Source organism: Pannonibacter carbonis, assembly GCF_003012935.1.
In the GTDB taxonomy this organism is placed as follows: Bacteria; Pseudomonadota; Alphaproteobacteria; order Rhizobiales; family Stappiaceae; genus Pannonibacter; species Pannonibacter carbonis.
The window spans coordinates 116213-133742 of the sequence record NZ_PUDR01000001.1; the positions used below are offsets into that span (position 1 = coordinate 116213).

The following is a 17530-nucleotide window of genomic DNA, read 5'->3' on the forward strand; positions in this document are numbered from 1 at the left end:
CCATCGGTGCCGCCCGGCTTATTGACCGGCCAATCCTAGCGCGGAAGAGCCTGCAGGTCATTCCACTCGCCGACACGGGCGATATAGGCGGTCAGGGAATCGTGCGCTTCCTTGAAGATCGGATCCTTCGCCGCCTCTTCTGTCAGCACCTCGTTGGCTGCGGCCTTCAGATCGACAAGCACCTGATCCGGGAAGCGCTTCACCGTCACGCCAGCCTCACGGATGGTGGCAATGGCGTCGGCCTGGGCATGGATCTGGTTGCCGAGGTTGTAGGCGATGTTCGCCTTGCAGGCCTCGATCATGATCTTCTGCTGATCGCCGGTGAACCCGTTCCAGACATCCTTGTTGATGATGATGGAGTCCCAGCTCGACGGCTGGTGCCAGCCCGGGAAGTAATAGGTTTTGGTCACCTTCTGGAAGCCGAGGCCCACATCCAGCTGCGGCGCGGAAAATTCGGTCGCGTCGATGCGGCCGGTTTCCAGCGACACGTAGATCTCGCCGACGGGCACCAGCTGGGTGTTTGCGCCGAGCTTTGCCAGCGTCTTGCCGCCGAGGCCGGCGATGCGCATGTTGAGGCCCTTGAAGTCCTCGACCGAGTTGATTTCCTTGTTGAACCAGCCGCCGGCCTCGCCCACCACCAGGTGGCAGGGGATGATCTGCACACCATGGGGGTCATAGGCCTTCTGGATGATCTGCAGACCGCCGCCCTCGAACATCCAGCCAAGCGAGACGTCCGGGCTCGGACCAAACGGCATGGAGCCGACAAGGTTTGCGACCGGGATGGTGCTGGCCCAATAGCCGATCCAGTCGAAGCCCATCGGAATGGCGCCGGAGCTGACCGCACCGAACACCTCGAAGGGCGGCACGAAGTCGCCGGCACCATGCACCTTGATGTCGATCTCGCCATTGGTCATCAGCTTGACGCGCTCGGCCCACAGCTGCGGGCTCGGCCCGATCGACGGCACGTTGAGGCCGAACACGCTCTGGAGATCGAAACTCGCTGCCTGAGCCACTCCGGTGGTCAGGGCAACGCCAGCCATCAGGGCTGCTGCAAATACTGATTTCATTTCTGTCCTCCTCCCAAACTGGAACCGTCGTTGCGGCTCCATCTCTGTCCCGGGCGCGCCGACAACGCACGACCGATCATTAGATATTTTCTAATAGATTTGTCATAGATGAATCACGACCAGCTTTCAATGTCCCTTTCCGGGCTTTGCCCACCAGCCGTTCTTCAAGAGATCGAGCGACACAACCAGACCTATACTTGCCAGGGCAATGCCACTCCATTGTGTGACGGATGGCCAGTTTCCAGTCAGCGGAATAGCCAGAAGCACGGCAAGTGGCGGCACAAGTGCGGGAAAAATGGCCGATCGCCCTGCCCCGAGCAGGGCGACGGAGCGCGTGTAGGCGAGGATTGCCAGGCAGCCCCCAAGAACACCCTGGAACACGCCCTGCCAAAGCCAGGCGGATACGGGCGGGGTCTCCTCCGCCAGCAACAGCCAGAACGGCAGCAGCACGATCAGTGCGGAAACGATCGTCACCACACCCGTGGCGCGCACCGGATCAAGCTGCCAGCGGGCCGACAGATAGGTAAAGATCCCCCATAACATCCCCGAGCCGATGAAACACAGATCTCCAAGCCAGACCTCGACGCCAGGAGTCTTTGAGGTCGGTTGTTCCAGTGCCATGGCAACCAGACCTCCTGACACCAGCAACAAGCCAAGCAACCGCGCCATCGGCATCGGGCGCCGATCAAGGATCACCGACAGGGCATTGGCTGTCAGCATTGTCATGCCGGGACCAATGACCACGGCGTGCGCCAGCGGCGCAATGCCATATCCGGTGTTGATCAGGAGGGTGAAGGGCGGGCCGATGCAGATCGTCAGCACGGCCAGCTTGACCAGCGGCAAACGACCCGTTGCTTCCGCCGCACCGCCGGCAAGCCGCCCGTGCCCGAACATCAGCAACGGCAAAAACAGACCTGAAGCCACGACAAAGCGAAGCGTCATCAGATCCAGGCTGGAGAACCCCCAGCTGCGGCCAAGATCCGTCCCCGTATTGTAGAATGCCCAGAAAACGGACGCGGCCAGACCAAACCCCGCTCCGGCGAGAACGGCACCGGCTTCAGGACCAGATGCCTTGCCAATGCCGCTCGCCACCGTCACGAGTTGGCCCCCGACATGTGCCGCGCAGCGATGTAGCCGAAGGTAATTGCCGGTCCAAGCGTGATACCGCCGCCCGGATAATTGCCGCCCATGATGCTGGCCGCGTCGTTACCGGCGGCATAGAGCCCGGCGATCGGCCGCCGCTCTTCGTCCAGCACCCGCGCGTTCTCGTCCGTCCTCAGTCCGGCGAAAGTGCCGAGGTCGCCGATCACCAGCTTGACCGCATAGAACGGTCCCTTGGCGACCGGCGCAACGCAAGGGTTGGGACCATGTTCCGGATCGCCGAGCGATCTGTTGTAGGCGGTCGACCCCTTGTTGAAGGCCGGATCGCAACCATGCACAGCATGCTTGTTGAACTCCTGCACCGTTTCCTCCAGCTGCGCCGGATTGGCACCGATCTGCGCCGCCAGCTCGCTGAGGGTCTTGCCGCAGAAGAGATAGCCGGACTTGATGTGCTGCTTGAAGGGCACGGGCGAGGGCTTGGCGTAACCGAGGCCATACTTGCGGAAAGTGCGGTGGTCCGCGATGAAATAGGCGCAGATCTCGCCGCCCTCTTCCCGGCAGCGGTCATACATCGCCTGGCAGAAGTCGTGGTAGCTGTCGGCCTCGTTGACAAAGCGCCGGCCCGAACGGGTCACCGCAATGATGCCCGGCTTCGAGCGGTCGACGAAATGCGGGAACACGCCCAGCGTGCCATCTGGCTTCGGCGGACGCGACACCGGCACCCAGGCCGCCGGATGCGGCAGGCTGTCATCGATGCTGGCCCCGACCGCCTCTCCCAGCCGCAGGCCATCCCCGGTGTTGCCCGGAGGGGCCGGCGAGACATGCTCGTTGCCGGTTGGCGCGTGACGGAACAGCGCCTTGCGCCGGGTCACGTCCTGCGGGAAGCCGCCACAGGCGAGCACCACGCCCCGGCTTGCCTGCACGGTCACCTCGCCGGTCTCGGTCTCGACTACGGCCCCCGTCACACGGCCGCTGTCATCATGCGTGAGGCGCTTGACGCCCGCGCGCGTCCAGATCGGCACGCCCTTGTCGAAGCAGGACTTCGCCAGCCGCGCGACCAGCGCATTGCCGTTCATCAGCCGCATGGCACGGCCATGGAACAGCTTGTCGCGCAGGAACTTCGCGAACAGCTTGCTGACAAAGAAGGCCGAAACCGGCGACCGGGTCACGTTGAAGAAGTGCAGCAGTTCCTTGCCCGAACCGATCATCATGCCGAGAAAGGTGATCTCCGCCAGCGGCGGGCGCAGGCGACGGATCTCGGGACCCAGTTCGCGTCCGTCGAAGGGCCGCGCCACAATCGACCGCCCGCCCGGCATGCCGCCAGGCGCATCGGGATGATAGTCCGCGAAGGTCGGCCCCAGATCGAACTTCAGCTCGGTGTTCTGCTCGAAAAACTCGACCGCCTTGGGCCCGTAGTCCAGGAAGGCGTCGATGCGCGCGGCGTCGAAATGCTTGCCGGTCTCATGCTGCAGATAGGTGCGCGCCCGCGCTGCGCTGTCCTCGACCCCAGCACGCCGGGCGGGTCCATTGCCCGGGATCCACATCCAGCCACCGGAGCGGGCCGAAGTCCCACCGAAGACCGGCTCCTTCTCGACCACGAGAACCTTCAGGTTGCGATGGGCGGCAGCTACTGCGGCCGACAGGCCGCCGGCGCCCGAGCCCACCACGAGCACATCACAGACATAGGTGGTGTCTTGCATCTTGTCGTCTTCCTGTCCGGGCATTCTTGAAAGTTCAGGCGCAGAGATAGCCGCCGTCGACGGGCAGGACGGCACCGGTGACGTAGCTGGCGAGATCCGAGGCAAGGAACAGCACCGGACCGGCAAGTTCCTCGGGCTGCCCCACACGTCCCATCGGCGTATGCGCCATGAAGCGGTCAATGGCGGCCGGATTGGCCCGTGTCGCTTCGGTCATGGGCGTCGCGATCACACCCGGAGCGATGGCATTGACGCGTACGCCATGGGGCGCAAGATCATGCGCCATCGCCTTGGTGAACTGGGCAACGGCGCCCTTGCTGGCCGCATAGGCACCGAGCCCCGGTCCGGCCGAAAAGGCCATGATCGATGCCAGGTTGATGATGGATCCGCGCGTTTGCGTCAGGTCGGACAAAAACGCCCGCACCATGTTGCGTGCCCCGTCGACATTGACCCGGAAGACCTGATCCCAGGACTCCTCGAATCCGTCCTCGAACACGCTCTGGCGGCGAATGACGCCCGCGTTGTTGACCAGCACCGCGACTGGCCCAAGCCGGTTGCGGACATCGGCTGCAAACGCGGTCGCCCTTGCGGCATCCCCCACATCCACTGCAGCCGCATGAACGACCGCGCCACGCTTCTCCAGATCGGCAGCCACGTTCATCACAGCCATCTCGTTGATATCGCACAGGGCCAGAACAGCCCCGGCATTCGCGAGGCCTTCGGCAATAGACCTGCCATTGCCTTGCCCGGCGCCTGTGACAACACAGACACGCCCCTCGATCCCGCGCATGTCGCCTCCCATTAAATTTATTATTGGCAAATAACTTTGCATATAACAAATTCATGTGCAAGGCCGCCAGCGCGCGTGTCGGCAGCAAAATCGCATCCGGAGACAATACGCGCCGCCTGCCCTCGACAAAACGAGGGCACCGGGCGGGGCTGCGAAGGTAAAGGTTGAACCGAAGCGTGGCGTCAGACGCGCATTGGCGCCAGCGACTGGCCGGCAAAGCCGAGCCCTCGGGAAACGCGCAAGGCCGTTTCCTGCAGCAGCCGCAGATGCGGACTGTCGGCGGACGTATCAAGAGACTGGGCAGCACCGATCAAGGTGATTGCCATCTGTATCTGCCCGGCATGGTCCAGGACCGGAGAGGAGAGCGCATTGATGCCCGGCACCGGCGTGGGAAAAACAGTGGCAAAACCGGCCTGGCGGATTCCGGCCAGTTCTGCCGGCGACAGGTCCATCAGCCGCCCGACACGGCCACTGCCCGGCTTTTCCTCGCGCTCCCGGCGGATCGCCTGCGTGACTAGGCTTTGCGGCAGATAGGCCGCAAAGATCCGCCCGCTGGCTGTTCCTGTCAGCGAATAGACAGTACCTGCGCGGGTGTTGATATGGACCTGATCCGGGCCTTCCAGCACCTGGATGACGGTTGCACCGAACCCGCCCCAGACAACGATCGCCACAGCCAGTTGGGTCTCCTCGGAGAGTTCCAGCGCAGCCGCCTGTCCCAGCCGGATCGGATCAACGCTGCGCATCCGCGTGATGCCGAAGTCCAGCGCCGCCGGTCCCAGCCGATAGCGCGCCGAACCCGGTTCCTGCTCGACAAGGCCGATAGCGCCAAGGCTGATGAGATAGGCATGCGCCTGCGCCGGCGACAGACTGGCAAGCCTTGCAAGGTCACGCAGCATCAATGGCTCGTCATGACCGGCCAGGATTTCCAGCAGCCCGGCTCCGACCTCAACCGAATTGACGCCCCGCCCCTTGTCCGTCACGACCGCCGCCTCCTGAGGGGCCCGAGCGAATCGTCCCTTACTCCCGCAAGTTCAGCGGCAACCAGTGCCGCCTCCGCTTCGGCGCAAATGTCCAGAAGCCGCTCCCTTGCTGCCTTGCCGGCATCCTCCTCGCGCGCCAGTCTGGTGCTTGAGGCAACGAGCGTCAAAGCAGCAAACAACGCCCCGGACGCCGCGCGCACCGGCGCTGCAATGGCACTGACGCCGGGAACAGGCTCATCGCTGACGGCGGCATAACCGCAGCGCTGAACACTCTCGTCCTTCGAACCCACATCTGAAAAAGCCGCGAAGACCCGCCCCGTCGCCGTGTCACCCGGAGCATAGACGGTGCCCATGCGGATGTTGACGTTGAGGGTTTCGCCGCCGTCGAAGCGATGAATGACCGTGGCGCCCTGAGGTCCGGCAACTGTCACCGTCACCATGAGGCCGAGTTCCGTTCCAAGCCGTGTGGCCGCTGCGATCACCTCGCGATAGGCTGGAACGGTACGCAGCCGCGCCATCGCAAGACGAACCGCGAACGGCCCCATAAGGTACCGGCCGGTCTCGGGGCTCTGTTCGACAAATCCGGCCCGCTTCAGGCTGGCCAGATAGGCATGCGCCTGGGCAGGAGCCAGGTCAGCCTCTGCTGCCAGATCCTTCAGCATCATCGGTCCTGCATGCCGCATCAAGGCACTGAGGATCCGCCCGCCGATTTCAACCGACTGGATGCCCCGCCGCTTTTCGCTCACCCGGTCTCCCCCCGTTTCTGCAAATACCTAAGCCGCCCCAACAGCAAAGGCAATGAGTGCGCAAAAAGCATCCGTCCTCTTCCGCACTGCACCATCCGGCTTTCACGCCAATGACTTGACAAAATCACCGCGTCGTAATTAGTTCGATCACAGAACGAATAAATAACCCGGCAGCGGAACAGGCACTCCCCTTGAGCGACAGCCCGAGCATTTCCCGGCAGTTTTCCCTGTGCACGGTCATGGAGACGATCGTGCATTGCGGGCCGATCTCGCGGGCCAGCATCGCCAAGCAGACCGGCCTGTCAAAGCAGACGATCTCCGAGATTGCCCGCCAGCTCGAGGAAGACGGCTGGATCCGGGAGACTGGTCGCACCAGCGGTCACGTCGGCCGCACCGCCATCACCTATGAAATCGTCCCCGAGGCCTCCTGCATCGCTGCCATCGATCTTGGTGGACGCAAGCTGCGCGCCGCCATTGCAGATCTCGCCGGCAATGTGCTGGCGGAAGTCACCGAGCCGACCGACCTGCGCGGCGGCCGCCATGTGGTCGAGCAGATTGCAAGCCTTGCCCACCGGGCGAGTGCACATACCGGCATCCCGTTTGAGAAGGTTCGCCTTGCAATCGTCGGGGTTCCAGGCGCGCCGGACCGCACCACCGGCCGCGTCCTGATGGCACCGAACATTCCCGGCCTCGATGAATTCGATGTCAGCAGCGCGCTTGCCGAACTGCTCGGCACGGACGTTGTTCTGGAAAACGATGTCAATCTTGCCGTGATCGGCGAACGCTGGGCGGGAAGCGCAAACGGGATCGATGATCTCGCCTATATCGCCATCGGCACGGGCATCGGCGCCGGTGTCATGGTGGGCGGGGAGCTGGTGCGCGGAGCCGGCAACGCCGCCGGCGAACTCGGGTTTCTACCCTTCGGCAGCGACCCGTTTGAGCCCGAGTCGCTCAAGGTTGGCGCTCTCGAGCGCGCAACGGCGACCGCCGGCATCTGTGCCCGGTATCAGGCCCTGACCGGACGCAACGCCGATGTCCCGACGATCTTTGCTGCCGCGTCGGGAGGCCAGGCCGAGGCCGGACGCGTGCTGAACGAGACGGCACACCATCTGGCTCTCACCATCGCCGTTCTGAGTGCCGTGACCAATCCAAGGCGCGTTGTGCTGGGTGGTTCGATTGGCCGACGGATGGAACTGGTCGAACGGATCCGTGCCCTGTTGCCCTTGTGCGTGCCGTTGCCGGTGGAGATCGGTGTGTCGTCGCTGGGCTCGCGGGTCACACTGGTCGGAGGCGTCGCCATCGGCCTCAGCCATCTTCATTCCGCCCTGTTTTCAGGCGGCGTTCCGGGCGCGCAGATCAGCCTGCCCCCGGCCCGGGTCAGCATCGTTGCTGGCTCATCAGTCACGCTTCAATCCGGCCCGTTGGCCTGAACCCGAGGGAACCGACCCAAGATGACGGACGTTGCTGCCCTTGCCGAGCGCCTGCGCGCCGCGCTTGATAGTGATCAGGTCATTGCGCTGCTGCGCGGCGCAGTCGCCTGCAATTCAATCACGGGCAACGAGGCCTCCATGGTCGCGTACCTGAAGCCCGAAATGCAGCGGCTGGGCCTCGCGCCACAGACGGCAGACTTCCAGCCCGGCCGCCCCAACATCTGGGGCGAGCGGAAGGGCACGGGCACCGGTCCGCGCCTCCTCTTCATGGGGCACACGGACACGGTGCATGTGAAAGGCTGGGCCGAGAAATGGGCCGGGACCGAGCGCGAGAACCCCTTTGGCGGTGCGCTGGTCGATGGCGAGATCTGGGGCCGCGGCACCGGTGACCTGAAGGCCGGCATCTGCACCAGCCTCGCCGCCCTCGACCTCCTCGACCGTGCAGGGATCAAGCTTGCCGGCGATGTCGCCTATGCCTTTGTCGGCGATGAGGAAAGCGGAGAGGAAGGCACCGGCGTCAGCGCGGGCGTCAATGCCTACACGCGGCTGGTCGAGACGGGCGATGTCGCCCGGCCGGACTTTGCCGTCTATGTCGAACCGACGCAACTCAATGTCTTGACCGCCCAGATGGGTTTCTTCATCGCCGATCTGACCCTGACCGGAAGATCAGCCTATTTCGGCGTGCCGGAGCAAGGGATCGACGCCTTGAAGGCCGCGCACCGGCTGCAGACGGCCCTGTTTGCCCATTCGGATGCAATCGCCATCCGGTCGGAGCATCCGCTTGTTGGCCGCGCCTTCCTGCTGATCACGCATCTGGAGGCCGGCGGATACATTGCCGTTCCGGGAACCTGCCGGCTCTCCCTGATCCGCAAGCTGCTGCCCGGCGAAAGCCTCGACACGGCGGTGGCGGAGTTCGAGGCCGCGGCCCGTGGCAGCCTGACAGGGACGACTGTCCACCTCGACATCCGCTATCCGGCAGGCCGGGACCACGCCTTTGGCGGTTCCCCCGCCGAGATTGATCCCGAACACCCGGCCGCCCTGCTCATGTCCGCAGCCATTGGCGCGGAGATGCAGGGCAAGGGTGCCATCGCCGGAGCACCCTACTGGTCGGAATCGCCTTTCCTGATCAACCGCCTTTCCTGCCCGGCGATCTATTGCGCCCCGGGCGACATCAGCAACTGCCACACCCTCGAGGAACGAGTGAACGTGGCGGACTACCTCAGCGGCATCGTCGCCTTTGCCAGCTTCATTGCCGCCTATTGCGGTGTTCAGGGCACCTGACACCACCCCAGGCCATATGGGCCCAGTCGTACAGTAACGGGAGGAACTGACATGACATTGACCAAGCTTCTCGGCGCGCTCTCCGTAGCCGCCCTTCTTGCATCCACGCCGGCCCTGGCCCAGACCACGGGACCAAAAGGCGAAGCCGCCGTCGCCACCAGCACCGTCACTGTCAGCGATGCCCAGGCGGCCAAGCTGAAGACGGGCGGCCACAAGGCAGCGCTTCTCTGGCATGACCAGTCCGATTTCGTGAACGCTGTCACCGCCGGTGCCTCGGACGAATTCGCCCGCCTCGGCATCGAGGTCGTCGCCACCACCAGCGCCGGTTTCGACGCGGCCAAGCAGCGCTCCGACATCGAGACGGCGCTCGCCAAGAAGCCGAACATCGTGCTCGCCCTGCCGCTGGATCCGGTCACCTCGGCTGCTGCCTTCAAGGAAGCCAAGGATGCGGGCGTGAAGCTTGTCTTCCTTTCCAACCTGCCGAAGGACTACGTCCATCCGGCCGACTATGCGGCCATCGTCACCGACGACCTGTTCCAGATGGGCAAGCAGGCCGCCGACGCGCTGGCCAAGTCCATGGGCGGCAAGGGCACGGTCGGCTGGATCTATCACGACGCCGACTATTACGTGACCAACCAGCGCGACAACGCCTTCAAGTCGACCATCGAGAAGGACTATCCGGACATCAAGATCGTCGCGGAAGAGGGCATTTCCGACCCGGCCCGCGCCGAGGAAATCGCCAACGCGATGCTTCTGAAGAACCCGGATCTCGGCGGCATCTATGTCACCTGGGCCGGTCCGGCCGAAGGCGTGCTCGCAGCGCTCCGCGCCAACGGCAACAAGACCACCAAGATCGTCACCCTCGACCTGTCCGAGCCGATCGCCCTCGACATGGTGAAGGGCGGCAATGTCGCCGCCATTGTCGCCGATGAGGCCTATGAACTCGGCCGCGCCATGGCGGCCACCGGCGCGCTGGCCCTGCTGGGCGAACAGACCCCGGCCTTCATCGTCGCCCCGGCGGTCACCGCCAATGCCGACACGGTCGCCGAAGCCTGGCAGCAGTCGCTGCGCAAGGACGCTCCCAAGAGCGTGCTGACCGCGAAGTAAGCTCACGACTGCGCCCGGCCACCGTCGCGCGGTCGGGTGCATGTCCCATCCCTGACAACAGGCCTTCAACGGGCCCGGCAAGGCCGGTTCGGAAACGGAACACCCATGTCCACCAATACGTCCCTGAAGCCGGTCGCCCGGGTGCCGCTCCTGTCGCGTCTGGAGCCGCAGCAATTCGTGCTCTACCTCGGCTTTGCCGCGATCTTCCTGTTCTTCGCCGTCACTCTGGCCGATGACGGCTTCCTGACGACGCGCAATCTCTCCAACATCGTGCTGCAGACGGCGCCGGCCACCGTGATGGCCATCGGCCTCGTCTTCGTGCTCTCCGCCGGCGAGATCGACCTGTCCTTCGGCTCCATCGTCGCCGTCTCAGCGCTGGCCGCCGCTGTCGTCATGCAGGAACACTCGCTGTTCCTGGGCGTGCTTGCAGGGCTCGGCGCAGGACTTGCCATCGGCTGGCTCAATGGCATGCTCGTCGCCTATCTTGGCCTGCCGTCCTTCCTGGTCACGCTGGCGACCATGGGTCTGTTTGCGGGACTGGCACGCTCGATGACGAACCTGCGCTCAATCCCCGTTGTCGACGACGCCTTTACCGGCTTCTTTGGCTCAGGCAGCCTGTTCGGCATTCCGTCACTCATCCTTTGGACGCTTGGCGCAGTCATCGTTGGCCACATAATTTACCGCCAGACCCGCTTCGGCGCGCATGTGGTGGCCACTGGCGACAATGCCCGCGCCGCCCAGGTCTCCGGCATCAAGGTGCCGCGTCTGCGCCTCACCGTCTTGATGCTAAGCGGGCTCTGCGCCGGCCTTGCCGGGCTGCTCTATGCCGGCCGCCTGCAGGCCGCCAAATACACGCTCGGCGAAAGCGACCTGATGACGGTGATCGCCGCGGTCATCGTCGGCGGCACGGCGCTGAATGGCGGCAAGGGAACTGTTGTCGGTGCGCTCGTCGGATCGCTGCTGATGGGCATGCTCAACAACGGCCTCATCCTCATGGGCCTGTCCGTGTCCGACCAGATGATCGTGCGCGGCCTCATCATCCTCGTTGCCGTCGCCATCTCGCTGCGCGACACAACCCGATAGAAGGAACCCGGATCATGTTTCTCGACCTTCTGCGCCGCCGCAACCCGGCCTTCGTCGAAGCGGCCATGGCCCTGCACCGGGCCGGACATATCCCCGCGAACGCCTATGTGCTCGACCTCGACACGGTGGAAGACAATGCCCGCCTGTTCAAGGCAGAAGCCGACCGCCATGGCCTGAAGGTCTTCGCCATGACCAAGCAGGTCGGGCGCAACAGCGGCTTCTCGCGCGCCGTCCTGCGCGGCGGCATCGACCGGGCGGTTGCCGTCGACATGGCCTGCGCCATCGCCTGCCACAAGGCGGGCCTGAAGACCGGGCACCTCGGCCACCTCGTCCAGGTGCCGCGCTTCGAGGCCGCCATGGCCGCCCGCGACCTTCAGCCGGACTACTGGACGGTTTTCAGCGACGACAAGGCGGTGGAAGCTGCGTCCGCCGCCAAGGCCGCCGGTCGCACGCAGAACCTGATGGCGCGCATCCACACCGCAGGTGACACGTTCTACAAGGGGCATGAAGGCGGCTTCCCGGCCGAAGATATTGCCGCTGTGGCTGACCGCATCGACGCGCTGGACGGCGCCCGCTTCGCCGGCCTCACCTCCTTCCCGGCGCTGCTCTATGACAACGCCACACGCACGGTGAACCCGACACACAATCTCACGACCCTCGCCCGCGCTGCGGATGCCCTGCGCAAGGGCGGCCGCAGTGAGGTAGAGATCAACGCGCCAGGAACCACCTCTTCCGCCGTGCTGCACCACCTGGCCAATGCCGGCGCAACCCAGTGCGAACCGGGCAACGGCCTGCACGGCACCACGCCGCTGCATGCGCTGGAAGACCTGCCGGAGCGTCCGGCCGTGCTTTACCTTACTGAGGTCTCGCATCTGCACCAGGGCCGCGCCTACTGCTTCGGCGGCGGTCTCTATATCGATCCGGTCTTCCCGGACTACGGCCTCAAGGCCCTTGTGTCGGCAGAGCCCACAGTGGCAGACGCAGCGCTGCGCCCGGTCGAGATCCCCCCGCCCTCGGCCATCGACTATTACGGCATGATCGACTGTGCCGGGCATCCGGCACCCAGGAGCGGCGACACCGTCGTCTTCGGCTTCCGCGGCCAGGCCTTCGTCAAGCGCGGCTACATCGTCGGCGTTCGAGGCATCGCCTCCGGCACGCCGACGGTCGAGACCATCCAGAACATCTTCGGTCAGGCCGAGCCCTGGCCAAACCTGAGCTGACCGCCATGACAGACAAGACCGAGACTTCCCTCACCCATGGCCGGCCGATGCTGGAACTGACCAACATCCACAAGGCCTTTGGCGGCGTCGTCGCCATCGAGGACTTTTCCCTGACCGTCCGCGCCGGCGAGATCGTGGCTCTCGTCGGCGACAATGGCGCCGGCAAGTCGACGCTGATCAAAATCATCTCCGGCGTCTACACGCCCACCTCCGGCTCCATCGCGCTGGACGGCGCTCCGGTGCAGTTCTCCGATGCGAGTTCTGCAAGAGCGAGCGGCATCGAGGTGGTCTATCAGGATCTGGCGCTGGCCGACCATCAGCCGGTCTACATGAACCTGTTCCTCGGCCGCGAGAAGACGAAGCCCCCCTTCGGCCTTCTCGACCGCAAGGCGATGATGCAGGAAACGCAGGCACTGGTGGACGAACTGGACGTGCGCATCCCCTCCGCCCGGGCCACCATCAAGGATCTCTCCGGCGGCCAGCGCCAGGGCATCGCCATCGCAAGGGCCACGCACTGGGCCAAGAAGCTGGTGCTGCTCGACGAGCCGACGGCCGCGCTCGGCGTTGCGGAAACGGCCAAGGTGGAGAAGATCGTCGAGGCCCTGCGCGCCCGGGACCTCGCCATCCTGATCATCAGCCACAGCCTCGATCAGGTCTTCCGCCTCTCCGATCGTATCTGCGTATTGCGCCGGGGCAAGCAGATCGGCGTGCGCGAGACGGCAAAGACCGACAAGAACGAGATCGTCTCGATGATCACCGGCGTTCACTGAGCAACCGCACGGGAGGGCGCAACGCCGGTGTTGCGCCCTCTTTCGCTAGCGTGTCAGCCGCAGGTAGAGCTTGGGCAGCCGGTCGGGGAGCGCGGTGACGCGGTCGATCTGGATCACGTTCTGGCGTCCGAAAATTCGCGACAGATAGGTGTCTCCCGTGCGGTCCAGCCCGACGCAGAACACGTCGATCCCGGCACCGGCTGCTTCCTGCACCGCCTTGCGCGCATCCTCCACAAGATGCTTCGGATCGCTCACGTCAATGTCCGACGGTTCGCCGTCGGTGATGATCAGCACCAGCCGGCGGTGCGTCGCCATCGGCTGGATGTCGCGCGTCGCCATGCGCAGGGCCCCGCCCATGCGGGTCGACAGGCCCGGCCTCAGCCCCGCCAGCCGCGCCTTGGCCCGCGTGTCGAAGGCCTCTCCGAACCGCTTGATGCGATGATAGCGCAGGTCCTCCCGACCATCGGAGTGGAAGGCGGCAAGGGCGAAAGGATCGCCGGCCTCGGCCATCGCAGCGGCCAGATGGGCTGCCGCCTCGCGAAGGATGGAGAATACCGAGACCGGCGAACCGTCGATCGTGTCCTTGGTGGATTCGGAAATATCCAGGAGCACGAGAACCGAAAGATCGCGGGAATTGAGCGTGCGGGTCTCGTAGACCCGCGTGTCGGGGGCGTGCCCCCCGGCGAGATCAATGCGCGCGCGCAGGGCGGCCTCCAGGTCGAGCCGGTCGCCTTCGGCCTGACGGCGCAGCCGCACCGGCTGGCCCGCGCGCGCCTGCCGGATCAGCGCGCTGGTACGCCGCACCAGGTCCGGACGCTCTGAGAGGAGCCGGTCGATGATGGCCGCCGGCGCCATTCTCGGCGGATGCTCCATCACCTGCACCCAGTCCGGCCGGTGCCGATGGCTGACCGCATCCCATTCCGGCAGCCGGCACAGCGGGAACGCCGCCTCGGGATCGGCTTCGGTCAGCCGCACCGGACTGACATCGTCACCGCCCTCCTCGGTCCGGCGGCGGTCTGGCTCGTCGGTCTGCGTTTCCCGCTGCTCGATGCGCACGGAAATGGAGATTTCGTCCGGAGCCCCCTGCTCCTGGTCCGGCAGGTCGAACTGCCACAGACCCTGATTGTCATCGCGGTAGAGCGGCTGCACCGCATAGGTCTTGGAATTGAACTGCAGCCGCATCTGGCCGAGATCATTGCCGAGCCCGCTGCCGATCCGCCGGAGCACATCCGGATCGTCCCAGCTGTCCCGCGCCTCGCGGAAGGCCGCGCGTCCCTTCTGCACGAAGGGATCGGGGTCCTCGTGGTCGGGGTCTGCCAGGACCCGTGCCAGCCGGGCCAGCAGCGCCTCCGCCGTCCCCCCTTCGGCCGGCGCGGTATGGAACGGCAGCCACAGCCGGTTGAGCCCAGGGTACTGGGCAAGCGCCAGATGCTCGGCCCGCGCATCCTCAAGGAGCGAAATCAGCGCGATCTGCAACGGCTTCAGCGCTTTGGCCGGACGGGGTCGTCCGGAATGGGCCAGATGCGCGCCGATGTGCAGCGCTGCTGCCTTCATCAGGGTGACGGCCGCCTCCCCCCGCACGCCGCGATAGGCATCGGGCAGGAACAGGATGCGACCATCGAAGCTGGACCGGCGGGCGGTCTGGGCCCCGCCCGCCGGTGAAGGGCGGATCACGGGCTCGACCGACCAGAGCGCCGTAACCAGACCCTTGAGACGTGGCTCCAGCCGGGCGAGCGGCACATCGGCCGCCTCGCGCAGGAGGAGCGTTTCGGCCCGCGGATCGCGGAAGGAAAACAGGGCCTGCCGCAGGTCTTCCCGGCCTGCCGCCAGGTCGATCAGCGCCCCGACAAAGCCGGCAAGACCGCGAGCGCCCAGCCGGCCAAGCAGATGATCGGTCTCACCTGCAAACGCGGCGAGGCTTTCCGGCGCGCGCTCGGCCACATCGGCGACCACCGCAAGCCAGGCCGAGAGATCATCGCCATCGCTCAGCCAGCGCAGCGCGCGCGGCACCGCTGCAAGGACCAGCGTTGCATCGCCGCCACGCCCACGTTGGCCAAGGTCGCTGGCCTGCTCCAGAAGCCGGATCAGCGGCTCCGCACCGGCCCGGTCGAACAGCGCCGATGCCGCCGCCGCCAGCGCCCGCCGCTGCAGGCTCGCAGGCTGGAACCGGTCGCAGAAGGTGGCGGCAGCCAACTCGAGCGCGGCCCGATCCTCCGCCGGCATGCGCGCCGTCAATCCGGGCAGCAGCCGATCCGTCGCGGATCCGGCAGACGCCGCAAGGGTCAGCGGGCCTGGCCTGTCCGCCTCTGCCAGTTGGGTCATCCCGGCCACCTTCTTACTGGCACGCCGCAATGGCGTCCGTCAGGCTGGCCCGCAGATCCGGGTCGTCGGTGATCGGCAGGACCAGCGCCATCTGGCAGGCGGCGGTGAGCGAGATGCCGCGCGCCATCAGGCGCCCGGCCTGGATCAGCATGCGCGTCGAGGCGCCTTCATCAAGGCCATGGCCCTTCAGGTTGCGCGAGCGGTCGGCGACCTTCACGAGAAGCGTGGCCGTGGCCTCGTCGATGCCGGCCTCGCGCGCCACGATCCGGGCCTCGCGTGCGGCATCGGGATAGGTGAAGTCGAGGCCAACGAAGCGCTGCTTGGTGGATTCCTTCAGATCCTTCAGCACGCTCTGGTAGCCCGGGTTGTAGGAGATCACGAGCTGGAAGTCGGGATGCGCCCGCACCAGCTCGTTCTTCTTGTCGAGCGGCAGGATGCGCCGGTCGTCGGTGAGCGGATGGATGACCACGGTCGTGTCCTGCCGCGCCTCGACGATCTCGTCGAGATAGCAGATCGCGCCGTGGCGCACGGCCAGCGTCAGCGGACCGTCGTGCCAGACGGTGCCGTCCGCATCGAGCAGGAACCGCCCGACAAGGTCGGAAGCGGTCATGTCCTCGTGGCAGGCGACGGTCACCAGCGGCCGGCCGAGCCGCCAGGCCATATGCTCGATGAACCGCGTCTTGCCGCAGCCGGTCGGCCCCTTGATCATGACCGGCTGGCGCAGGGCATGGGCCGCTGTGAAGAGGTCGATCTCGTCCGCCTGCGGGGCGTAGAAGGGTTCGTCGGCAAGGAAATACGGCGCAAGGACCATCGTCTGGCTCACTCTGGATGCAATCTTTGGAAAAAAGAGGCCGGCGGCGGATGGGACGCCGCCGGCAAGTCCGTCAGCGGTGGACAGGGGTCTTTTCGTTCGGGATGCCGTCGATCGGGCACTCGGACGTTCCGGCGGTGGACCGGGTCATGGCCTCGACCATTTCGCGGGTGCCTTCCGGATCACTGATCCACTTCTGGTAGAAGTCATAGGGGCAGGCCGCGACGCCCTTGGAGCTTTCGCCGGAATTGATCATGCCGGTGTAGCCACGGTGAACGAGCTTGTAGAGGTGGTTCTGCGACTGCATGTTGCGCCGCGCGTCACGGATCATCGAGACGGAGAGCTGCGCATATTGGATGCCGTAATCCTCCTCGCCGCACTCACCGAGCGTCCGGCCGTCGAAGCCGACGATGGCGGAATGGCCGAAGTAGGAATAGACGCCGTCAAAGCCGGCCGCATTGGCCACCGCCACATAGACGTTGTTGGCGAAGGCCATGGCCTTGGAGATGATGATCTGCTGCTCCTTGGCCGGGTACATGTAGCCCTGGCAGCGGACGATCAGCTCGGCGCCCTTCATGGCACAGTCGCGCCAGATTTCCGGATAGTTGCCGTCATCACAGATGATCAGCGAGATCTTCATGCCCTTCGGGCCTTCCGACACGTAGGTGCAGTTGCCCGGATACCAGCCCTCGATCGGCACCCACGGCATGATCTTGCGGTACTTCTGGACGATCTCGCCCTTGTTGTTCATCAGGATGAGGGTGTTGTAGGGCGCCTTGTTCGGGTGCTCCTCGTGTCGCTCGCCGGTGAGCGAGAACACGCCCCAGACATTCGCCTTGCGGCAGGCTTCCGCGAAGATGGCGGTTTCCTCGCCCGGCACCTGCGAGGCGGTCTCGTACATCTCCTTGCTGTCGTACATGATGCCGTGGGTCGAGTATTCCGGGAAGATCACGAGATCCATGCCCGGCAGCCCGATCTTCATGCCCTCGACCATCGCCGCGATCTTGCGGGCATTCTCGAGCACTTCGGCCTTGGTATGAAGGCGCGGCATCTTGTAGTTGACCACCGCCACGCCGACGGTGTCATTGCTGCTGGAAATATCGCCGTGATGCATGTTTGTTCCTC

At 65.2% G+C, this 17530-nt stretch carries 15 protein-coding genes; 6 read left to right on the forward strand and 9 right to left on the reverse strand.

Translation table 11 applies throughout. The features are described from left to right. Positions 1-35 precede the first annotated feature (35 nt). From C8348_RS00565 to C8348_RS00590, 6 genes are all read right to left on the reverse strand, one after another. On the reverse strand, positions 36-1067 hold the full coding sequence (locus C8348_RS00565) for a TRAP transporter substrate-binding protein (RefSeq protein ID WP_106751321.1): 1032 nt from the start codon (positions 1065-1067) through the stop codon (positions 36-38). A 126-nt stretch (positions 1068-1193) separates the two neighbouring features. Then, positions 1194-2165, reverse strand: a complete 972-nt coding sequence (locus tag C8348_RS00570) for a DMT family transporter (RefSeq protein ID WP_106751322.1) — start codon at positions 2163-2165, stop codon at positions 1194-1196. Next, the gene (locus C8348_RS00575) at positions 2162-3892 is read right to left on the reverse strand and encodes an FAD-dependent oxidoreductase (protein WP_208983431.1); all 1731 of its coding nucleotides are present in this window, start codon (positions 3890-3892) and stop codon (positions 2162-2164) included. Before C8348_RS00575 ends, C8348_RS00570 begins: the two co-directional genes overlap by 4 nt. Positions 3893-3902: 10 nt before the next feature. Continuing rightward, a complete protein-coding gene (locus tag C8348_RS00580) occupies positions 3903-4655 on the reverse strand; it encodes an SDR family NAD(P)-dependent oxidoreductase (RefSeq protein WP_106751323.1) in 753 nt (250 codons plus the stop codon). A gap of 182 nt (positions 4656-4837) precedes the next feature. Further along, complete coding sequence (locus tag C8348_RS00585; protein ID WP_106751324.1) at positions 4838-5635, reverse strand: IclR family transcriptional regulator; 798 nt, start codon at positions 5633-5635, stop codon at positions 4838-4840. Next, the gene (locus tag C8348_RS00590; RefSeq protein ID WP_106751325.1) at positions 5632-6381 is read right to left on the reverse strand and encodes an IclR family transcriptional regulator; all 750 of its coding nucleotides are present in this window, start codon (positions 6379-6381) and stop codon (positions 5632-5634) included. The genes C8348_RS00585 and C8348_RS00590 overlap by 4 nt, the downstream gene beginning before the upstream one ends. Before the next feature lie 191 nt (positions 6382-6572). Here C8348_RS00590 and C8348_RS00595 point away from each other — a divergent pair, with 191 nt between their 5' ends. From C8348_RS00595 to C8348_RS00620, 6 genes are all read left to right on the forward strand, one after another. After that, positions 6573-7811, forward strand: a complete 1239-nt coding sequence (locus tag C8348_RS00595) for an ROK family transcriptional regulator (RefSeq protein WP_106751326.1) — start codon at positions 6573-6575, stop codon at positions 7809-7811. A 21-nt stretch (positions 7812-7832) separates the two neighbouring features. Further along, a complete protein-coding gene (locus tag C8348_RS00600) occupies positions 7833-9092 on the forward strand; it encodes a M20 family metallopeptidase (protein ID WP_106751327.1) in 1260 nt (419 codons plus the stop codon). Positions 9093-9143: 51 nt separating this feature from the next. Next, on the forward strand, positions 9144-10199 hold the full coding sequence (locus tag C8348_RS00605) for a substrate-binding domain-containing protein (protein WP_106751328.1): 1056 nt from the start codon (positions 9144-9146) through the stop codon (positions 10197-10199). Between the two features lie 105 nt (positions 10200-10304). Beyond that, positions 10305-11282 (forward strand): ABC transporter permease, encoded by a 978-nt coding sequence (locus tag C8348_RS00610; protein ID WP_106751329.1) that lies wholly within the window; start codon positions 10305-10307, stop codon positions 11280-11282. Positions 11283-11296: 14 nt separating this feature from the next. Continuing rightward, complete coding sequence (locus tag C8348_RS00615) at positions 11297-12502, forward strand: alanine racemase (protein WP_106751330.1); 1206 nt, start codon at positions 11297-11299, stop codon at positions 12500-12502. Positions 12503-12507: 5 nt separating this feature from the next. Beyond that, a complete protein-coding gene (locus tag C8348_RS00620) occupies positions 12508-13272 on the forward strand; it encodes an ATP-binding cassette domain-containing protein (protein WP_106751331.1) in 765 nt (254 codons plus the stop codon). Positions 13273-13317: 45 nt separating this feature from the next. Here C8348_RS00620 and C8348_RS00625 read toward each other — a convergent pair whose 3' ends face one another. The 3 genes from C8348_RS00625 to C8348_RS00635 all read right to left on the reverse strand — a co-directional run bounded on the left by C8348_RS00625 (position 13318) and on the right by C8348_RS00635 (position 17519). Further along, positions 13318-15594 (reverse strand): VWA domain-containing protein, encoded by a 2277-nt coding sequence (locus C8348_RS00625; RefSeq protein ID WP_106751332.1) that lies wholly within the window; start codon positions 15592-15594, stop codon positions 13318-13320. A 13-nt stretch (positions 15595-15607) separates the two neighbouring features. Next, on the reverse strand, positions 15608-16405 hold the full coding sequence (locus C8348_RS00630) for a CbbQ/NirQ/NorQ/GpvN family protein (protein WP_106751333.1): 798 nt from the start codon (positions 16403-16405) through the stop codon (positions 15608-15610). Between the two features lie 73 nt (positions 16406-16478). After that, positions 16479-17519 carry an aliphatic amidase gene (locus C8348_RS00635; RefSeq protein ID WP_106751334.1) on the reverse strand — a complete coding sequence of 347 codons (1041 nt, stop codon included), beginning with the start codon at positions 17517-17519 and terminating at the stop codon, positions 16479-16481. Positions 17520-17530: the final 11 nt, after the last annotated feature.

What these genes read in the sequence shown, in the direction of transcription:
- C8348_RS00575 (WP_208983431.1), bottom strand. Translation starts at nt 3,892, where the DNA reads ATGCCCGGACAGGAAGACGACAAGATGCAAGACACCACCTATGTCTGT.
- C8348_RS00630 (WP_106751333.1), bottom strand. Translation starts at nt 16,405, where the DNA reads ATGGTCCTTGCGCCGTATTTCCTTGCCGACGAACCCTTCTACGCCCCG.
- C8348_RS00610 (WP_106751329.1), top strand. Translation starts at nt 10,305, where the DNA reads ATGTCCACCAATACGTCCCTGAAGCCGGTCGCCCGGGTGCCGCTCCTG.
- C8348_RS00580 (WP_106751323.1), bottom strand. Translation starts at nt 4,655, where the DNA reads ATGCGCGGGATCGAGGGGCGTGTCTGTGTTGTCACAGGCGCCGGGCAA.
- C8348_RS00565 (WP_106751321.1), bottom strand. Translation starts at nt 1,067, where the DNA reads ATGAAATCAGTATTTGCAGCAGCCCTGATGGCTGGCGTTGCCCTGACC.
- C8348_RS00620 (WP_106751331.1), top strand. Translation starts at nt 12,508, where the DNA reads ATGACAGACAAGACCGAGACTTCCCTCACCCATGGCCGGCCGATGCTG.
- C8348_RS00625 (WP_106751332.1), bottom strand. Translation starts at nt 15,594, where the DNA reads ATGACCCAACTGGCAGAGGCGGACAGGCCAGGCCCGCTGACCCTTGCG.
- C8348_RS00600 (WP_106751327.1), top strand. Translation starts at nt 7,833, where the DNA reads ATGACGGACGTTGCTGCCCTTGCCGAGCGCCTGCGCGCCGCGCTTGAT.
- C8348_RS00615 (WP_106751330.1), top strand. Translation starts at nt 11,297, where the DNA reads ATGTTTCTCGACCTTCTGCGCCGCCGCAACCCGGCCTTCGTCGAAGCG.
- C8348_RS00605 (WP_106751328.1), top strand. Translation starts at nt 9,144, where the DNA reads ATGACATTGACCAAGCTTCTCGGCGCGCTCTCCGTAGCCGCCCTTCTT.
- C8348_RS00635 (WP_106751334.1), bottom strand. Translation starts at nt 17,519, where the DNA reads ATGCATCACGGCGATATTTCCAGCAGCAATGACACCGTCGGCGTGGCG.